16 protein-coding genes and 1 pseudogene are annotated in these 16890 nt (G+C 64.8%); 8 read left to right on the forward strand and 9 right to left on the reverse strand.

Translation table 11 applies throughout. The features are described 5' to 3' along the window. Positions 1-62: 62 nt before the first annotated feature. Positions 63-332 carry a helix-turn-helix domain-containing protein gene (locus tag METLW4_RS0103925; RefSeq protein WP_018264899.1) on the reverse strand — a complete coding sequence of 90 codons (270 nt, stop codon included), beginning with the start codon at positions 330-332 and terminating at the stop codon, positions 63-65. Between the two features lie 132 nt (positions 333-464). Here METLW4_RS0103925 and ung point away from each other — a divergent pair, with 132 nt between their 5' ends. Then, positions 465-1130 (forward strand): uracil-DNA glycosylase, encoded by a 666-nt coding sequence (gene ung / locus METLW4_RS0103930; protein WP_020493709.1) that lies wholly within the window; start codon positions 465-467, stop codon positions 1128-1130. Positions 1131-1440: 310 nt separating this feature from the next. Continuing rightward, the gene (locus METLW4_RS0103935; protein ID WP_018264901.1) at positions 1441-1968 is read left to right on the forward strand and encodes a hypothetical protein; all 528 of its coding nucleotides are present in this window, start codon (positions 1441-1443) and stop codon (positions 1966-1968) included. Positions 1969-2020: 52 nt separating this feature from the next. Here the strand turns inward: METLW4_RS0103935 and METLW4_RS0103940 are convergent, their stop codons facing one another. The 6 genes from METLW4_RS0103940 to METLW4_RS0103970 form a co-directional block, all read right to left on the reverse strand. Continuing rightward, complete coding sequence (locus tag METLW4_RS0103940) at positions 2021-2830, reverse strand: SGNH/GDSL hydrolase family protein (protein WP_157234884.1); 810 nt, start codon at positions 2828-2830, stop codon at positions 2021-2023. Continuing rightward, positions 2785-3885 carry an OpgC family protein gene (locus METLW4_RS0103945; RefSeq protein ID WP_018264903.1) on the reverse strand — a complete coding sequence of 367 codons (1101 nt, stop codon included), beginning with the start codon at positions 3883-3885 and terminating at the stop codon, positions 2785-2787. The genes METLW4_RS0103940 and METLW4_RS0103945 overlap by 46 nt, the downstream gene beginning before the upstream one ends. Positions 3886-4096: 211 nt before the next feature. Next, entirely contained in the window at positions 4097-5260 is a 1164-nt protein-coding gene (gene recF, locus METLW4_RS0103950; protein WP_043331691.1) for a DNA replication/repair protein RecF, read from the reverse strand. 119 nt (positions 5261-5379) lie between these two features. After that, the gene (locus METLW4_RS23950; protein WP_051079615.1) at positions 5380-6342 is read right to left on the reverse strand and encodes a hypothetical protein; all 963 of its coding nucleotides are present in this window, start codon (positions 6340-6342) and stop codon (positions 5380-5382) included. Beyond that, on the reverse strand, positions 6339-7253 hold the full coding sequence (locus METLW4_RS0103960; protein WP_018264906.1) for a DNA-methyltransferase: 915 nt from the start codon (positions 7251-7253) through the stop codon (positions 6339-6341). Before METLW4_RS0103960 ends, METLW4_RS23950 begins: the two co-directional genes overlap by 4 nt. A gap of 187 nt (positions 7254-7440) precedes the next feature. Next, complete coding sequence (locus METLW4_RS0103970; protein ID WP_018264908.1) at positions 7441-7851, reverse strand: hypothetical protein; 411 nt, start codon at positions 7849-7851, stop codon at positions 7441-7443. A gap of 314 nt (positions 7852-8165) precedes the next feature. Here METLW4_RS0103970 and coaBC point away from each other — a divergent pair, with 314 nt between their 5' ends. From coaBC to dnaA, 6 genes are all read left to right on the forward strand, one after another. Further along, positions 8166-9419: a bifunctional phosphopantothenoylcysteine decarboxylase/phosphopantothenate--cysteine ligase CoaBC gene (coaBC, locus tag METLW4_RS0103975; RefSeq protein ID WP_018264909.1), complete on the forward strand. Its 1254-nt coding sequence runs from the start codon at positions 8166-8168 to the stop codon at positions 9417-9419. Continuing rightward, positions 9416-9886 carry a dUTP diphosphatase gene (gene dut / locus METLW4_RS0103980; protein WP_018264910.1) on the forward strand — a complete coding sequence of 157 codons (471 nt, stop codon included), beginning with the start codon at positions 9416-9418 and terminating at the stop codon, positions 9884-9886. The genes coaBC and dut overlap by 4 nt, the downstream gene beginning before the upstream one ends. Next, entirely contained in the window at positions 9883-10329 is a 447-nt protein-coding gene (locus METLW4_RS0103985; protein WP_018264911.1) for an RrF2 family transcriptional regulator, read from the forward strand. Before dut ends, METLW4_RS0103985 begins: the two co-directional genes overlap by 4 nt. 37 nt (positions 10330-10366) lie before the next feature. Further along, positions 10367-11140 carry an enoyl-CoA hydratase gene (locus METLW4_RS0103990; RefSeq protein WP_026191223.1) on the forward strand — a complete coding sequence of 258 codons (774 nt, stop codon included), beginning with the start codon at positions 10367-10369 and terminating at the stop codon, positions 11138-11140. Positions 11141-11287: 147 nt separating this feature from the next. After that, positions 11288-11554: a 30S ribosomal protein S20 gene (rpsT, locus tag METLW4_RS0103995; RefSeq protein WP_024879343.1), complete on the forward strand. Its 267-nt coding sequence runs from the start codon at positions 11288-11290 to the stop codon at positions 11552-11554. Between the two features lie 903 nt (positions 11555-12457). After that, complete coding sequence (gene dnaA / locus METLW4_RS0104000; RefSeq protein WP_018264914.1) at positions 12458-13945, forward strand: chromosomal replication initiator protein DnaA; 1488 nt, start codon at positions 12458-12460, stop codon at positions 13943-13945. A gap of 22 nt (positions 13946-13967) precedes the next feature. On the opposite strand, the gene METLW4_RS0104005 is transcribed toward dnaA, so the two are convergent. Further along, positions 13968-15998, reverse strand: a complete 2031-nt coding sequence (locus tag METLW4_RS0104005; protein WP_157234886.1) for an O-linked N-acetylglucosamine transferase, SPINDLY family protein — start codon at positions 15996-15998, stop codon at positions 13968-13970. 97 nt (positions 15999-16095) lie between these two features. Beyond that, positions 16096-16890, reverse strand: a pseudogene (locus tag METLW4_RS0104010) (hypothetical protein); the annotation flags it as partial.

The following is a 16890-nucleotide window of genomic DNA, read 5'->3' on the forward strand; positions in this document are numbered from 1 at the left end:
CCTTTGATCGAGGAGCGGCGGGATCGTCGGCGCGAAGTCGGCGGTCGTCGTCGCGATTAATCCTATGCCGTCGGTTTGGGCGGGCCGGGACGGCGCAGCCTCACGCCGCGTCCGGCGCCTTCGCTGCGGGCGTTCTCGCCCAGCAGCTCGACGCCGGCCTCGTTCAGCGCCTCGACGACCTTGGTGAGCGTCTCGATCACGCCGCGGACATTGCCGTCGCTCGCCTCCATGCGCTGTATGGTCGGCAGGGAGACGCCGGAAAGCTCGGCCAGCTTCTTCTGATCTATGCCGAGCAGCGCCCGTGCGGCGCGCAATTGAGCGGCGGTGATCATCTCATATGCTCACGCTTCATATATTAGCAGACATGTTTTACATCGCCAATATGATGTTTGAAACATCATCGGCGCGTTTTTGCGACACGGCCGGGTTCTCGTCCGGCGCCGATGCATGTTAGCTTGGCGGATATGAACAAACCCGTGCAGATCGACGAGAGCTGGAAGCTGCGCCTTTCGGCGGAATTCGAGCAGCCCTATTTCGACGCTCTGCGCCAATTCGTGCGCGAGGAATACGCCCGCGCTCCGGTCTATCCCCCGGCCAAGCAGATTTTCCGCGCCTTCGACGAATGTCCCTTCGACGCCGTCGAAGTGGTGATCCTCGGCCAGGACCCCTATCACGGCCGCGGCCAGGCCAATGGCCTGTGCTTCGCCGTCGGCCGCGACATTCCGCCGCCGCCTTCGCTGCAGAACATCTTCAAGGAAATCGAGAGCGATCTCGGGCGGCCCGTCTCGCGCGATCCCGATCTCTCGCGCTGGGCGCAGCAGGGCGTGCTGCTGCTCAACGCCACGCTCACCGTGCGCGACAGCGCCGCCGGCTCGCATCAGGGCAAGGGCTGGGAGCGCTTCACCGACGCCGCCGTGCAGGCGCTCTCGCGCGAGCGCGAGGGAATCGTCTTTCTGCTCTGGGGCAATTACGCGCGGCAGAAGGGCGCGGGCGTCGATCGCTCCAAGCATTTGGTGCTCGAGAGCGCGCATCCTTCGCCCTTGTCGGCGCGCGGCTTTTTCGGCTGCAGGCATTTTTCCAAGGCCAACGCCTATCTCACAGCGCATGGGCGCGCGCCGATCGAATGGTGAGCGCGCTCTCGCCCGTCATCCCCGCGGCGCAGGACTTGCTTCAGTATTGCCGAGGAGCGACGAATGTCGTCGCGTGGATCGAAAGCCGACATTTTTGTCGGTTCCGCGGCTGCGCCTTCTGAACAGGACGATCTCGCGCGATCTTACGAGAGCCGTCCTCGTAATCTTTCTTCCATGATCGAGCCCGCGACGCGTCAGCGTCCGCTTTGGCGCGCCTGCTGCGGCGCGAACGCCGTCTCGACAGCCCTCTTCTCAATCGACCGTCACGGTCTCGAATGTTTCGAGAAGGGGCGGATAGCGAAAGCCGAACATGACGTCTATCGAAACGACCGCCTTCCAGCGCCTCGACGCCGAGGGCCGGCTCTTGAAGCCCAGCCACAAGGGAGCGACGCATCACGCCGGCCGCTTCGGCTTTCGCGGCGAATTCGCCGTCACGCTCGATCCGCTGCTCGCATTGGAGGGAGTCCACGCCACGGCGCAGGAAGGCGAGGCGGCGCTGTCGTTTCTCGCCGGATCGCTCGCCTCGTTTCGCGAGCTTCCCGCTCTCGTCGCGGCGCTCGGCGCGAGCGCGAAGCCGGAGGGCAAATATTTCATCTATGTCTCCGATCTCGACCGCGCCTCGCGCTATGAGATCAGCATAGAGGGCGTGCCGCTCTATGTTCTGCCGATCGACGACACCTCCGTCTACAATGAGCTGATCGAGCTTCTCTATCTCGATAAGACGAAGATGAAGAAATACGACACGGCGGAAAAGATCGACACGCTCGCCGATGGCGCCGCCAAATATGATCAGCGCTTCGAGTCCATCAGCTTCGAGGAAGGGCTGAAGCGGCTCTGACGCTTCGTCGCTCGTCGGCGCCGCGGCTTTCGCCTCGCGCCGACGAGCGCCTTCAATTCCCGCTCGGGCGCCGCTTGGCGAAGACGCCGACGATCACCGCTCGCGCAATATGCTCGGCCATGCATTGATAGCCGAGATCGTTGAGGTGGAAATTGTCGCGCGACATCATTTGCAGATTGGCGTGGTTCTGCGCGATGAAGCGCATGGCGTCATAGCGGCGCACATAGGCGACGTTCTCCGCCGTGGCCACGCGCTGCAGCACATTGCGGATCGCGAAATATTCCTCGTCGCGCGAGAAGCGCGAGCTGTATTGCAGGCCGACGAGAACGACGTCGATCTCATTGGCCTTCAGCCAGCGTATGGTCGAGCGCACCGTATTTTCGAACTCGTCTGGCGCGATGCGCACCAGCGCGTCATTGGTGCCGAGCTGCCAGAGCAGGAGATCGGGCTTCTCCCGCGCCACCTCGCTCTTGATGCGCTCGGCGGTGACGGCCGCCACCTCGCCGGCGACGCCGCGATTTTCGACGATGACGTCGACGCCCTTCAGCGCGCCCTCGAGAATGGCCTCGAGCTGAGCCGGATAGCTCTTGGCGTCGGAGGAGGCGCCGACGCCCGAGGTGGAGGAGGAGCCGATGGCGAGAATGCGCGCCGATTTGCGGTCGCGCAGCGCCTTTGCGAAATGCGGCAGCATGGCCGGCGCGGCAATGTCGCCGGCCGGCGCCTCGCAGGCGGGACTGAGCGGCGGCGCCTCGGACGGCGGCGCGGACTCCGGCGCGCGTTCTTGCGCGAGCGCGAGCGACGCCGCGAGCGCCAGCGCTACGCCGGAACCCGCGCGGATTTTGCCCGCAGCCTTTCGCGCCATTCCGAAGCCCATGCGGTCGCCCCCATCGCAACGATGCCGAACATAACGATAAAAGCGTCGCTTACAACATCTCCGCCATAGGCGAAGCGGAAGATCTGCCCGGCGAGGCTCAGCAGAGACCCGGCGCAGAATACATTTAGCGAATTGCGGCCGAGCGTAGAAAGAAAATCCGCGATGCGCGGAACGCCTCGCGAGATCGCGCCGAAAGAGCCCGCGAAGACAGCGACGATCGCCAGGCTGGAGAGCAGCCGCGCCGGCGACAGAAAGGTCTTGTCGAAGACGAAGAACAGCTTGGGCTCCGGCAGAGCGATCGGCGAGGGATCGAATTCGGTCCGCGCCGCGGCGACGCCGAGCAGCACGATCGGCAGCGCCGCCCACCACAGAGGCTTGCGATAGCGGCGCACGAGGCCGCCGATCCCATCCTCGCCGGCGAGCAGAAAGCCGAGGACGAAGACGAGCTGCCAGGCCAGCGGATCGAAGAACCAGGCGCCCTCCACCGGCCATGTCGGGAAGTTGACGCCGAAGGCCAGCGCATAGGCCCAGATGGCGAGCGAGGCCGGCAGCAGCAGCGCTCGCGCATGGCGATAGGCGAGGGCGATCAGCGGCGAGACCAGCATCAGCACGACATAGAGCGGCAGAATGTCGAAATAGCCGAGCTGAAAGGTCAGCAGCACGAGGCCGAGATTGGCGCGCACCGGATCGGTGAAAATGCCCGAGGCGTTGTTCCAGTCGAGCAGAAAGGGCGCGTCCAGCAGCAGCGAGGTGCCGGCCTGCAGCGCGACGGCCAATTGCGCGATCACCAGCTGCGCCAGATAGACGGTGAAGGCGCGCCCCTCGAGCCGCAGGATCAGATAGCGCGCCGAAAGCGTCCGCGCCGGCCCGTCCGCCAGCTTGCGCAGCGCCCAGCCGGCGAGAAACACGAACAGCTCCGCCGAATCGGAGATCGCGACATTGCGAAAGGTGAGGCGCTCGAAGAAAATCCCCGGAATGTGATTGATGAAAATGGTGACGAGAGCGAAGCCGCGCCAAAAATCGATTTCATTCGGCTCGCGCATGCGCTTCTTCGATCGTTCGGCGGCTACGTTTTCCCCCGGACCCTAGCGCGCTTTCCGATCGAACGGAATCGTTCGATCGATCAGAATTCGCGCCTAACGAGAGAAGTTTAGAGCGCTATCCGATCCAATTGGATCGGATAGCGCTCTAGGGGCCGGGGCGCGTCTGTTCAGGGCCTCGAATGCGGCCTTTTTTGGGAGCCACACGAAAGACTCACATCGTGCGCTCGATGCGGCCCGGAAAGACGCGCAGCAGCTGCGCGCGGCCGCCGAGCGAAGCGAACACTTCCGGGTCGGCGCCCGTCATCCACACTTGTCCGCCGATGCGTTCCAGCTCGGCGTAGAGCGCCTCGCGCCGCAGCGGATCGAAATGCGCCGCCACCTCGTCCAGCAGCAGCAGCGGCGCGCGCCCCGTGGTCGCCGCCACCAGACGGGCGTGGGCGAGAACGAGACCGGCCAGCAGCGCCTTCTGCTCGCCGGTGGAGCAGGCGCGCGCCGCCTCGTCCTTGGGGCCGTGGCGCACGCAGAGATCGCTCGCCTGTGGGCCTTCCAGCGTGCGGCCGGCGGCGGCGTCGCGGCGGCGGGCGGCGGCGAGCCGCGCGCGATAGCGATCCTCCACCTGCAGCGCCGGCTCCTCGCCGATCATGCGCTCCAGCTCCCCCTCTATCGAAACCTCGGCCCAGGGAAAGGGCGAGCTGTCGTCGCGCTCTCGCGCGATGAGTGCGCGCAGCCGCAGCACGGTCTCGCCCCGCGCCGCCGCCACGGCGACGCCGAGCGCGGCGATCTCACGCTCGGCGGCGTCCAGCCAGCGGGCGTCGGCGGTCTCCTCGGCGAGCAGACGGTTGCGATTGCGCAGCGCGCGCTCGAGCTTCGCCGCGCGCGCGCCATGCTCGGCGTCGAGGCTGAGCGCCAGCCGATCCAGAAAGCGCCGACGATCGCCCGCCGGCCCGGCGAACAGCCCATCCATCGCCGGCGTGAGCCACAGAGGGCGCAGATGATCGGCGAAAGCGCGGGCGGAGGAGACCGGCGCCCTGTCGATGCGAAAGCGCCGCGCCGCGCTCTGCTCGCCGCTGGCCGGCTCCAGCCCATGGCCGAGCTGCGTGACGGCGCCGTCGGCGGAAAGCTCGATCGAGACCGCGAAACCGCCGGAGCCCTGCCGCCGCGCGCAATCGGACAGCTCCGCCCCGCGCAGCCCGCGCCCGGCCGAGAACAGCGACAGCGCCTCGAGAATATTGGTCTTGCCGGCCCCATTCTCGCCGGTGAGCGCCACCAGCGGCGCCTCTATCGCGCAATCCAGCGCGGTATAGGAGCGATAATCGGCGAGCTGCAGCCGCCGCGCCATGGGGGCGAGAATCGCGGGGGAGGGGCCGGGCGTCATGCGGGACGCTTTGCCACGGCGGGGGGCGGAGGGCTAGCGGGGGAGGGGGTGGCGAGCCTCTTGCCGGCAGCGTCTCGATTCAGTCTGTCGTGGAATAGGATTTCGAGGCTCCCGCAGGCCTACTCGTTATCGCTGTCTTCGGACTCGTCGATTGATACATCATCCAATTTTTTCCCATGTCTATGCAGTAGGGACCATAGATCAGAGTAAAATAGATGATCGATAGTTTTGATGCTCCGGGCTAGCACAGCATCCGAAAGCATATTTGGACGAATATCGCAATAATATACGCCGTCAAGGGCATTCAGCTTGATGGTGTATGCCTTGAAATGACCCGGCAAGAACGTAGCGCTAATTCCATATCGGCTTTCTTTTGCGCCTTTTTTCCTCTGAACGTCATTTAGAAAAATGGCGATGTGGGGCGTTTGTGTGTCGGTTAGGCGGTTATAAAGAAATTTGTCCATGAATACCTTGTCGATGCGGTCTTTGCTCGACGTCTTTACGGAGCCGATGATCTTCAATTCGCCCTGCTTGCTTATGAGCAAATCATGCTGATAGCTCGACCGGAAAAGCTCTACGCCATCATCGTCGCGCACAGGCACTTGAACGGTTCCTGAAACGCAATCGACGTTCAGGTCAATGAGCAGGAGTCGGATCAGGCGTTCGAACAAGTCTCCATTTATTTTCCGTGCTTGGTTCGAGCGTCCAGCGGGCAATGCGTCCAGCGCTGCGCCTATAGCTTGTTGCAAAGTGTATATTGTCCGTATGACATTTTCGCGGGAAGTGCTTGCAGGTTTGCCGCCATCTTTGAGCTCGTACAGCGTCTCCTTGAATCTTCGAGCGGCAATATCGAAGTCCGTCGCCTCGTACATCAGCCTTGAATTTATTGGGCGCGTGATATTGTAAGCGCCTTCTTGCCGATATTGGAAAAATTGATAATGGCTTTCATTCTGCGACACGATGCGGGCTTGTAATCCGTGCTCGACAAAAGCTAGATAACGCCTACAAAAATCGACATAGCTCTCGACAGATTGGAAGCGCTCTTTATCCGTAGAATATGCAATCAAATCAGCCAGACTCATCGAATGGATTCCCTCCGCTCGGCGATTTTCCTGTCATTTTCGATCCAGCTTTCGACAGGCATTCGAACCACGCCCTTGATGCGTTCGATCGCCCATCCGTTATAGGTTGCGTCCAAGTCGCAACCCATCCAGCGCCGCGCAAGCTGTTCCGCGACGACAACTGTCGTTCCCGAACCTGAAAACGGGTCGATCACCAGCGCATTTTGTTCTGACGATGCGAGGACGAGCTTACGCAAAAGCTCTTCGGGCTTCTGCGTCGGATGCGGAGTCTTTTCTCCCATTCCATTGCATGTCGTAGGAATATCGAAAACGTCTTTGGGCTTGGCGCCCTTCGGATTTGGCAGCCAATTGTCTCTGTGCTTCTTGCTTCCTTTTCCGTATGCGCTCGTCTCGGCTTGCGGGTGAGAAGGATATTTCAGCGTGTGCGCACCATATGGCACGCGCACGTCGTCAATATTCAGTTTGAAAGCGTCCGATTTGCGCAGATGCATGATGCTTTCGTGCGAACGTCCCCAATCGCCGCCGAGGTTCGCCTTGTTCTTGTAATGCCAGACAAGCCAGCGACAATGCGCAAAATATTTGGACGAAGGGTGTTTCAGATCCGCGAGGATTTCTGAAAAACCACAGACGTATAACGAGCCGGTCGGCTTGAGCACACGAGCTGCTTGCTCGATCCACGTCATTGACCAGCGAATATACTCCTCCTGGCTTTCGAAAGTATCCCAATTCGCCTTTTTGATATTGTAGGGAGGGTCGGCAAAAACGAGGTCGACGCTATCCGCCTCGAGTGACTTCAGCCATTCGACAGAGTCGCCTTGATAAAGCCTCCCGCGCGGGTGCGCGTATTGCAGTTGAAAGCCTTTTTGGACAGGCGCGACCGGATAGACGATTCCGCTGTCGGCGCGAAACATGTCCTCTTGTTCTGGCTGGGAACGGTGTGCTGCGCCTACCCTCATATCCCGGCCCCGCTCGAGCTAGAGGCGCCGAAGACGAGTTCTGCGATGAACTGGAAGCACCTCGAATCGACGGCGAGGATAGCGGGCTTTGTTCGGGAGGGGGGCAACAAATTCGCCATTATCTCGATTTGCCCACACCTCCTCACGCCCGCCCATAAACCTCCGCGCCCGCCAGCAGCCGCAGGCGGAAGCTCGCCACGTCGAAGCTCGCCTCGCCGTCGGCCTCCTCGATCAGCGGCTCGGCGGCGGCGGCTTTCAGCAGATCGGGGTGGACGAGACTGGCGCCGAGGCCGCCGCCCGGGGTCGTCCAGCCGCGTAGCGCATCGAGGCTTTGGAGGCGCAGCAGAGCGGTGACGCGCAGGTCTATGGCGACGGCGACGATGTCGGCCGTGTCGGTCAGCCCGCGGCGCTCCAGCATGTCGTAGAGCCGGGACGAGCGGGAGCCCGAGGCCCAGCGCTCCTCGACGGGAAGCGCGCGCAGCATGTCCATGACCTCGCCGAGCAGATCGGCCGAGATCGGAATGCGATTCACCTTGTCCAAATAGTCCGACATCCCTTCCCTCATTCCTGCGCGCGCGAATATAGACCATGGCGCAGCAACGGGATACGGCTTCTCGGGAGGAGATCGGGGTGAAGGTTTCCTCATCCTGACGAGGCGGCGAAGCCGCCGTCTCGAAGGACGAGGAAGCCGTCGGCGCCGCCTGCTGGAACTCGCCCTTCGTGCGAGACGCCCGCTTCGCGGGCTCCTCAGCATGAGGGCGAGGAGGCGGCTCTGCGCGATCGCCTGCATTTGGAAAACCGGCGCTCTTTCCGGGCCGCCGCGAAAAAGAGTAATCTCCTCGCCTCTCATAGCAGCGGAGCCGTCGCTTGGTGTCTTCCGATCCGCAGAGAATTTCGGGCAAGCGCATTCTGCTCGTCGTCGGCGGCGGCGTCGCCGCCTATAAGGCGCTGGAGCTGGTTCGCCGGCTGCGCGAGCGCGGCGCCTTCGTGCGCGTCGTGCTCACCGCGGCGGCGGCGCGTTTCGTCACGCCGCTGTCCTTCGCCAGCCTCTCGGGCGAGCGCGTCTATGACGACCTCTTCTCGCTCATGGACGAGCAGGAGATTGGCCATATCCGGCTCTCGCGGGAGGCCGATCTCGTCGTGGTCGCGCCGGCGACGGCGCATCTTCTGGCGCGCATGGCGCAGGGGCTCGCCGATGATCTGGCGACGACGCTGCTGCTCGCCACCGACAAGAGGGCGCTGCTGGCGCCGGCGATGAATCTGCGCATGTGGCTGCATCCGGCGACGCAGCGCAATGTCGCGACGCTGCGCGGCGACGGCGCGCTTTTCGTCGGGCCGGAGGAGGGCGAGATGGCCTGCGGCGAATTTGGCCCCGGCCGCATGGCGGAGCCGCTCGCCATCGTCGCGGCGATCGAGGCCGCGCTGCGCGAGGATACGGTCTTGCCGCTTCCCGCCGTCGCGGGGCGGGGGCCGCTCGCCGGGCGCCATGTGCTCGTCACCTCCGGGCCAACGCGCGAGCCGATCGATCCGGCGCGCTTTCTCTCCAACCGCTCCTCCGGCAAGCAGGGCCACGCCATCGCCGCGGCGGCGGCGCGGGCCGGGGCGCGCGTCACTCTGGTCAGCGGCCCGGTCGAGATCGCCGATCCGAATGGCGTCGCCGCGCGCCATGTCGAGACGGCGCAGCAAATGCTCGAGGCGGTGGAGGCGGCGCTGCCGGCCGATGTGTTCATCGGCGCCGCGGCCGTCGCCGATTGGCGCGTCGAGCCTTCCGCCGACAAGATCAAGAAGGGTGCCTCGCGCGCGCCGCCGACGCTGGTTCTGCGCGAGAACCCGGATATTCTCGCCAGCGTCGCGCAGCGGCGCGAGGGGCGGCCGGCGCTGGTCGTCGGCTTCGCCGCGGAAACGCGCGACGTGCTCTTCCATGCGCAGGAGAAGCTCGCGCGCAAGGGTTGCGATCTCATCGTCGCCAATGACGTCGGCGCCGGCGTGTTCGGCGCCGACAGCAACGAGGTTCATCTCGTCTCGCGCGCCGGCGTCGCCCCCTGGCCGCGCTTGGACAAGACTGAGGTCGCGGCGCGGCTCATCGCGCATATCGCCGAAACGCTGGGAGAGACGCCGTGACCAAGATCGCCATCCGCCGCCTTCCGCATGGCGAAGGCCTGCCGCTTCCCGCTTACGCCAGCGCCGGCGCGGCGGGGCTCGATCTTCGCGCGGCGATCGCGTCCGGCGGCAAGCTGGTGCTGGAGCCCGGCGCGCGCGATCTGGTGCCGACGGGCCTCTCGCTGGCGCTGCCGCCGGGCTATGAGGCGCAGGTGCGGCCGCGCTCCGGCCTGGCGCTGGAATTCGGCGTCAGCGTGCTCAACGCGCCCGGCACCATCGATAGCGACTATCGCGGCGAGGTGAAGGTTCTGCTGGTCAACTTCGGGACGCATCCGTTCGAGATCTCGCGCGGAATGCGCATCGCGCAGCTCGTGGTGGCGCGCTATGAGCATGTCGAGCTAGTCGAGACGGCGGAAGCGCTGGAGGAGACCGCGCGCGGCGACGGCGGCTTCGGCTCCACGGGGGTGAGCGAGGGCGGAGACGCATGAGCCTGCTGCCGCGTCCCGCGCGTCTCGCCGTGCTGGCGGCGCTCGACATCGCGCTGCATGCGCGGGCGCGGCCGGTGTCGTCGCGTGCGCTGGCGGCGCGTCACGATCTGCCGCCGCGGCATCTCGAGAGCATGCTGCAGGCCATGGTGCGCGCCGGCATTTTGAAGAGCGTGCGCGGCCCCGCCGGCGGCTATGAGCTGGCGCGCGAGCGTCGCCGTCTCAATGTGGGCGAGATCGTGCGCGTCGCTCTGCGCGCGGAGGAGGGCGCGCAGGACGGCGAGGAGCCGCATTTGCTGACGCTGGCGGTCGATCCCGTCTTCGCGGAGGCGGAGCGCCAGGCGCTGGCCAGGCTCGATACGATCACGCTGGACGAGCTGCATGGGCGCGCGGTCGCCGCCGGCCTCGGCGAGATCGAGGCGAATGAGGGCGACTTCGAAATTTGATGGGCGCATGATGGCGACGAAAAAGCAGGAGGCGGCCTTGGATTACGAGACGATCGAGATCGAGACGCATGATCGCGTCGCTCTGCTGCGGCTCAACCGGCCGCGCGCGCTGAATGCGCTGAATGCGCGGCTGATCGGCGAGGTCGCCGACGCTCTGGCGCATTTCGAGGCCGATCCTCAAATCGGCTGCGTTGTGCTGACCGGCTCGGCGGAGGCCTTCGCCGCCGGCGCCGACATAAAGGAGCTGCGCGACAAGACCGTCGCCGAAGCCTATCTCGACGATTTCCTGGCGCGTTGGGACGGCGTGGCGCGCGCGCGCAAGCCCGTCATCGCCGCCGTCGCCGGCTATGCTCTGGGCGGCGGCTGCGAGCTCGCCATGATGTGCGATTTCATTTTGGCCGCGGACACGGCCAAGTTCGGCCAGCCCGAGATCAAGCTCGGCGTCATTCCCGGCTCCGGCGGCACCCAGCGGCTGGTGCGCTCCATCGGCAAGTCCAAGGCGATGGAACTGGTGCTCACCGGCCGGCTGATGGGCGCGGAGGAGGCGGAGCGCTGCGGCCTCGTCGCCCGAATCGTGCCAGCGGACAAGCTCGTGGAAGAGGCGCTGAAGAGCGCGCGGACGATCGCCGCGCTGTCGCTGCCGGCCGTGCTGATGGCCAAGGAGGCGGTCGAGCGCGCCTATGAGACGCCGCTTTCGGAGGGCGTGCGTTTCGAGCGGAGATTGTTCTATTCTCTGTTCGCGACGCATGATCAGAAGGAGGGCATGACCGCCTTCATCGAGAAGCGCCCGCCCAAATTCGAGCATCGCTGAGCGCCGCTCCCTTCGGCCCATGGCCCGGCCATTGACGAAACGACGCCGGCCCGCGTATAAGGCCGGCGAACTGGCCGCGATTTCGCGGCCGCTTTGCTTTTTTGGGCGGCGACCCCGCCTCACGCCTCGACCGTCGAAGGAAAAAAGATGGCCAACACCAGCTCGGCCAAAAAGGCCGTCCGCAAGATCGCCCGGCGCACGGCCGTCAACCGCGCGCGCCGCAGCCTGCTGCGCACGCAGGTCCGCAAGGTCGAAGAGGCGATCGCCAGCGGCGACGCCGCGACGGCCGCCGCCGTGCTCAAGAGCGTCGCGCCGGTCGTGATGCGCGCCGCCCAGCATGGCGTCATTCACAAGAACACCGCATCGCGCAAGGTCTCGCGTCTCACGGCGCGCGTGAAGGCTCTTTCGGCCTGATCTTTTCTTGCGCAAACGGCGTGTTTCGAAAGCCCGGCTCCGCCGGGCTTTTTTGCGTTCTGCGTAATATTTCGACGCGCGGGCAAACCGACTCCGCTAGTCTTCGTAGTGTGAGATTTTTTTTCACACGCTTTTCTTGTGCGCAGCGTATACGGTTTAAAAACAGTTAATTGCGTTAAAGGCCCGCTGCGTCGCCAACGCTCGCCGGGCTTGACACGCCCTGTTCGTTAACGCGCGCGCTACGACAATGTGAAGATCGCCGCATCACGCCTCCGACCGTCGTAAATTTTTCTGAACGACGAATCATGACTTTATCCAGGCGAAGAGCGTGACTGCGGCGGCGATGCGGCGACGTTCGGCGCATTCTGCGGCTCGACCATCGTTGCGCGCGCAAAAGCGGGCGTGTAGGTTCGAAATGTGGCGTGGCGCTGAGGAGCGGCGTCGCTTGGATGGGTGAGTAGACGCATGTAAGCCTTCGGGTGACACCTTCTCTGCGATGGACTGCCCGACGCGTTCCACGAATGCGTCGACCACACCACGAATGCATCGGCCGATAGCCGCTAGGTGCGTTTCTGTCTGCGTATCTTCAGATCCGATTATCAGGACCGCGACGAGCTTGCTCATCGCGGATGTAGGGGTGATGTGATGGCTTTTGGGCGGCGAGCCGACACGAGACCGAGCGACGACGCAGCGCTGCGCTGCGAGCCGCGAGGTCGCAGTCGAAAGGACGGACGAAGTCCCTTCGACCTCGGCGAAAATTCCGTGGGTCCGCCGAGCCGGCCGTAAGCGTCCTCTAGAGCGTCGATCGCGCCTATCGATCGAAACCGACCAATTTATCCGCTTCACTATGACGACGCTGTCGCGGCGCCGCGCCTCGACTCGTCTTCAGCGCGAAAGAAAGCCATGTCCGATAATAGCGATGACCAGTCGAATTCCAGCGAGCTGTCGGCGGAAGCCCGGCAGAAATGGGAGCGCGTGCGCGGGCGGCTGCGCGCCGAGCTCGGCGAGGCCGTCTACAGCTCCTGGTTCGCGCGGCTGGAGCTCGAAGGTCTGAAGGATGGCGCAGCGCTGCTGACGGTGCCGACGAAATTTTTGAAGAGCTGGATTCAGTCTCACTATGCGGATCGCATCCGCACGCGGCTGTGCGCCGAATTCACCTCGCTGGAGCAGGTCGTCATCGACGTGCGCTCGCCGACGCGCCGTCCGCGCGCTCGTGATGCGGAAGCCGTTTCCGGCGCCGTGGTCGAGAAGGCGCCGCCGGCGCCCGCCGCCATTGTCGTCGAGCGCGCGGAGGCGCAACCCGTCAAGGCGCCGATGCGCCCCGCGGCGCGCGGCGACGGCGAGTCTTTCGGCGGCTCGCCGCTCGATCGTCGTCTGTCTTTCTCGACCTTTCTGGTCGGCCCCTCCAACCAGCTCGCCTATGCGGCCGCCTGTCGCGTCGCCGACGCGCGCCCCGGCGAGCATCCGCTGTTCAATCCGCTCTACACGCATGCGGCCGTCGGACTCGGCAAGACGCATCTTCTGCAGGCGGTGGCGCGCTCGGCCAATGACAATAAGCGCCGCGTGCTCTATCTCACCGCCGAGAAATTCATGAGCGGCTTCGTCTCTGCGTTGTCTCAGCAGAATTCGATCGCCTTCAAGGAGCGGCTGCGCAACATCGACGTGCTCATTATCGACGATGTGCAATTTCTGCAGGGCAAGTCCATTCAGCAGGAGTTCTGCCACACGCTGAACTCGCTCATCGACGCCGGCAAGCAGGTCGTCGTCGCCGCCGATCGTCCGCCCTCCGACCTCGAGACTCTCGACGAGCGCGTGCTCTCGCGCTTCAAGGGCGGCCTCTGCGTCGACATCGGCCCGCTCGACGAAGAATTGCGCATGAAGATTTTGGAGGCGCGCATCGCCGCCGCGCAGGAGGCGCAGCCCAATTTCCATGTGCCGCCGGCGGTCATGTCCTATATCGCCAAGACCATCGTCACCAATGGCCGCGATCTCGAAGGCGCCGTCAATCGCCTGCTCGCCCATTCGACGCTGAACGGCGCGCCGCTCTGCGTCGAGACGGCGGAGAACGCCATTCGCGATCTCGTGCGCAGCGCCGAGCCCAAGCGCGTCAAGATCGACGACATTCAAAAGCTCGTCGCCAGCCACTACAATATCTCGCGCGCGGATATTCTCTCCTCGCGCCGCACCGCCAATGTCGTGCGTCCGCGGCAGATCGCCATGTATCTGTCCAAGGTGCTGACGCTGCGCTCGCTGCCGGAGATCGGCCGGCGCTTCGGCGGACGCGACCATACGACCGTGCTGCACGCCGTGCGCAAGGTCGAGGAGCTCGCCTCCAAGGACAAGAGCCTGTCCGAGGTCATCGAGCTGCTGAAGCGAATGCTCGCCGAGTGAGTGGGGGAACACGGCCGCGCGCTCAGCGCGGCCGCCACATGCGCGCGTCCGGCTCTATCGGATAGGCGGCGTCCCACTCCGCCAGCTTGCGCTGATAGAGCGCGTGATAATCGGCGTCGCTCAGCAGCTCCATCTTCTCGAGATCGAGGTCGAGCCCGATCTCGTGATAGATGTCGAGATTGCGCAGATCCGGCCGCGGCAGCTCGCCATTCTCATAGTCGCGCCACATGTCGCGATAGAGCTGCTCGAGATCGCCGACGAGCCGCGGCGTGTCGAAGAGCAGCGATGTCTCGCGCACATTGGCGAGCCGGTCGCGCAGGCCCGCGAGCTTGCGCCTGTCCTTGCCGAGCTCTATCGCGAGCGCGACGTAATCCTCCGCGCTGGCGCAGGCGAGCTCCCCGACGCCCGCCGCGCGCACCAGGCTGGCGCAGACGCGCGAGGCGAAGCTGCGGCCGGCGAAGGTGACGATCGGCACGCCCATCCACAGCGAGTCCGCCGCCGTCGTATGAGCGCCATAGGGGAAGTTGTCGAGAAAGAGATCGGCGAGCGGATAGCGCGCCAAATGATGCGGATTGGCCATCTTCTCGGCGAAGACGATGCGCTCCGGCGCGACGCCGCGCGCTTTCGCCTCCGCGCGCACGCGGGCGTTGGTCTGCTCCGTGCCGGTCAGCAGCCATAGCACGCTGCCGGGAACCGCCGTCAGAATGCGCGCCCAGCGATCGAAGGTGAGGGCGGTGAGCTTCTGCATGCCGTTGAGCGAGCAATAGACGAAGGCGTCCTCCGGCAATCCCGCTTCGGCGCGCGTCGGGCGCTGCGGCGCGACGACGCGCTTGCGATCATTGGGCTGGTAGCAGGCGAGCCGCGCCACCTTCTCCGAGTAGTAGAGCTCCGCGCCTTCGGGAATGATCACCGGATCGGCGATGATGTAATGATGATAGGGGCTGCCCATCGTGCCGGGGAAGCCGAACCAGTTGACGATGATCGGCGCCGGCCGCAGCGAGAACACCTTGGTGCGCGCATCCTTTGTGTAGCCGTTGAGATCGACGAGAATGTCGATCTCGTCCGCGGCGATTTTTCGCGCCGCCGTCTCATCGTCCATTCCATTGATGTCGGTCCAGCGATCGACGGCCGCGGCGATGCGCTCGCGCGTCGGATCATTGCGCGCGATGCCGCAATAATAAGCGTAGATCTCGAAATGCGCGCGATCATGCGACTCCAGCACATCCGTCATGGCGAAGCCGACCGCATGTTCGCGCAGATCGGAGGAGACATAGCCGATACGCAACCGCTGCTTGCGCGCACGTTTCGGCTCTGCCGGGCGCAGCCCGCGTTTGGGCCGGCCGATGGAGCGCTTCTCGTAATGATGCGCCTTGGCGAGCTGGAACATTGGATCGTCGGCATGATTGGCGAGCGACAGCGACGATATGCCATTGGCGAGATCGGCGAGGTTCACATGCTCGGAGGGCAGAACGACAGGCCATTTGCATTGGCGCTGGCGCAGCGCGATCCAATGCTGCACGACCTCCTGCCGCTTGGGATCGATCTCCAGAATTTGCCGCAGCGCGTCTTCCGCGGCCTCGTCCTTGTTGAGGCTCTCGAGCACGCGCCCGGTCTGCTGTAGCGCGCTGAGCTTATGCGCGACCGAGTCGCCATTGACGGCGGGGGTCCGCTCGATGAGCGCCATCCATTGCGCGACCGCCGCGCCGACGAGGCCGGAATCCTCGAGCAGCCGCCCGAGATTGATATAGGGCGGCTGGAAATCCGGCTGGATGCGGATCGCCTCGCGCAGCGCATTGATCGCGCCCGGGCGATCGCCCGAGTCGGCCAAAGCCGTCGCATAGTTGAAATAGGCTGCATAGACGACGGGATCGTCGGCGTTGAAGGCGATCCAATGCTTGTAGAGCTCGGCCGCCCGCCGATCGAGCCCCAGCGCTTTCAATTGCGCGGCGGCGGTGAACAGATCGGCGATGGTCAGCTTGCGCGAGTAGGATTTTTCGATCGCTGCCTGGAACAGCGCGAGGGCGGTCTCCGATTCGTTCGGCTGCGTGGTCATGTCGACGTCCATTCGAGAGGGCGGCGCCCGGGCGATGCCGCCCGGAGCGTCGTTGCGGACGGGTGACGAAAGTCACCGCGTCTCGCGCCCCTCGCCGTCAGCCGATGAGAGACACGAGCGCGATAGCTTGATCCACGGACATTGCCTGAATCTGGGTTGTCGTGAAGGCGTTGCCCTGGGTCGTGCTGAGCGCCGCGATCTCCGTGGTGGTGAGGCCGGCGATGGCCGAGGTGGAGAGCGACGGAATGCCCGTCGTCGAGGTCAGGGCGGTGAAGTTCGCCGTGCTGAGCGCTCCGATCTGCGTCTTGGTCAGGCCGGCGACCTGGGTGCTGCTCAGAGCGTCGATCTCGGTGGTGGTCAGCGAGTTGATCGATGTCGCCGAGAGCGCGCCGATCTGCGCCGATGTCAGCGCCCCGACTTGCGTCGAGCTGAGATTGCCGACGGCCGTCGAGTCGAGGCCCGCGATCTGCGAGGTCGAGAAGTCGCCGGCGTCGATGGCGTCGAGATAGCTCGCCGACAGCCCGTCCAGCTGCGTGGCGGTGAGGCCGCGCACCTGCGTCGAGGTCAGGTCAGTGACCTGCGTGGTGGAGAGGTTCGACAGCGCAGTGGTGGTGAGCTTGCCCAGCTGCGTCGCGGTGAGGCCGGCGAGCTGGGTGGAGGTGAAGGCCTGCACTTCGGTGGAGGTCAGCGCGCCGAAGGCGGTGGCGGAGAGCGATCCGATCTGGGCGGCGGAGAGATTGCCGACCTGGGTCGTCGAGAGATTGCCTGTGACCGTGGCGTCGAGCGCGGCGATCTGGCTGGTCGAGAAGTCTCCGGCGTCGATGGCGTCGAGATAGCTCGCCGACAGGCCGCCGATCTGCGTTGCGGTGAGGCCGCGGACCTGCGTCGAGGT

The sequence above is a fragment of the Methylosinus sp. LW4 genome, from assembly GCF_000379125.1.
Lineage (GTDB): Bacteria > Pseudomonadota > Alphaproteobacteria > Rhizobiales > Beijerinckiaceae > Methylosinus.

Excerpts from the sequence above, each read along its gene's own strand:
- METLW4_RS0103925 (WP_018264899.1), bottom strand. The coding sequence starts at position 332 with ATGATCACCGCCGCTCAATTGCGCGCCGCACGGGCGCTGCTCGGCATA.
- ung (WP_020493709.1), top strand. The coding sequence starts at position 465 with ATGAACAAACCCGTGCAGATCGACGAGAGCTGGAAGCTGCGCCTTTCG.
- METLW4_RS0103935 (WP_018264901.1), top strand. The coding sequence starts at position 1,441 with ATGACGTCTATCGAAACGACCGCCTTCCAGCGCCTCGACGCCGAGGGC.
- METLW4_RS0103940 (WP_157234884.1), bottom strand. The coding sequence starts at position 2,830 with ATGGCGCGAAAGGCTGCGGGCAAAATCCGCGCGGGTTCCGGCGTAGCG.
- METLW4_RS0103945 (WP_018264903.1), bottom strand. The coding sequence starts at position 3,885 with ATGCGCGAGCCGAATGAAATCGATTTTTGGCGCGGCTTCGCTCTCGTC.
- recF (WP_043331691.1), bottom strand. The coding sequence starts at position 5,260 with ATGACGCCCGGCCCCTCCCCCGCGATTCTCGCCCCCATGGCGCGGCGG.
- METLW4_RS23950 (WP_051079615.1), bottom strand. The coding sequence starts at position 6,342 with ATGAGTCTGGCTGATTTGATTGCATATTCTACGGATAAAGAGCGCTTC.
- METLW4_RS0103960 (WP_018264906.1), bottom strand. The coding sequence starts at position 7,253 with ATGTTTCGCGCCGACAGCGGAATCGTCTATCCGGTCGCGCCTGTCCAA.
- METLW4_RS0103970 (WP_018264908.1), bottom strand. The coding sequence starts at position 7,851 with ATGTCGGACTATTTGGACAAGGTGAATCGCATTCCGATCTCGGCCGAT.
- METLW4_RS0103985 (WP_018264911.1), top strand. The coding sequence starts at position 9,883 with ATGAGCCTGCTGCCGCGTCCCGCGCGTCTCGCCGTGCTGGCGGCGCTC.
- rpsT (WP_024879343.1), top strand. The coding sequence starts at position 11,288 with ATGGCCAACACCAGCTCGGCCAAAAAGGCCGTCCGCAAGATCGCCCGG.
- dnaA (WP_018264914.1), top strand. The coding sequence starts at position 12,458 with ATGTCCGATAATAGCGATGACCAGTCGAATTCCAGCGAGCTGTCGGCG.
- METLW4_RS0104005 (WP_157234886.1), bottom strand. The coding sequence starts at position 15,998 with ATGACCACGCAGCCGAACGAATCGGAGACCGCCCTCGCGCTGTTCCAG.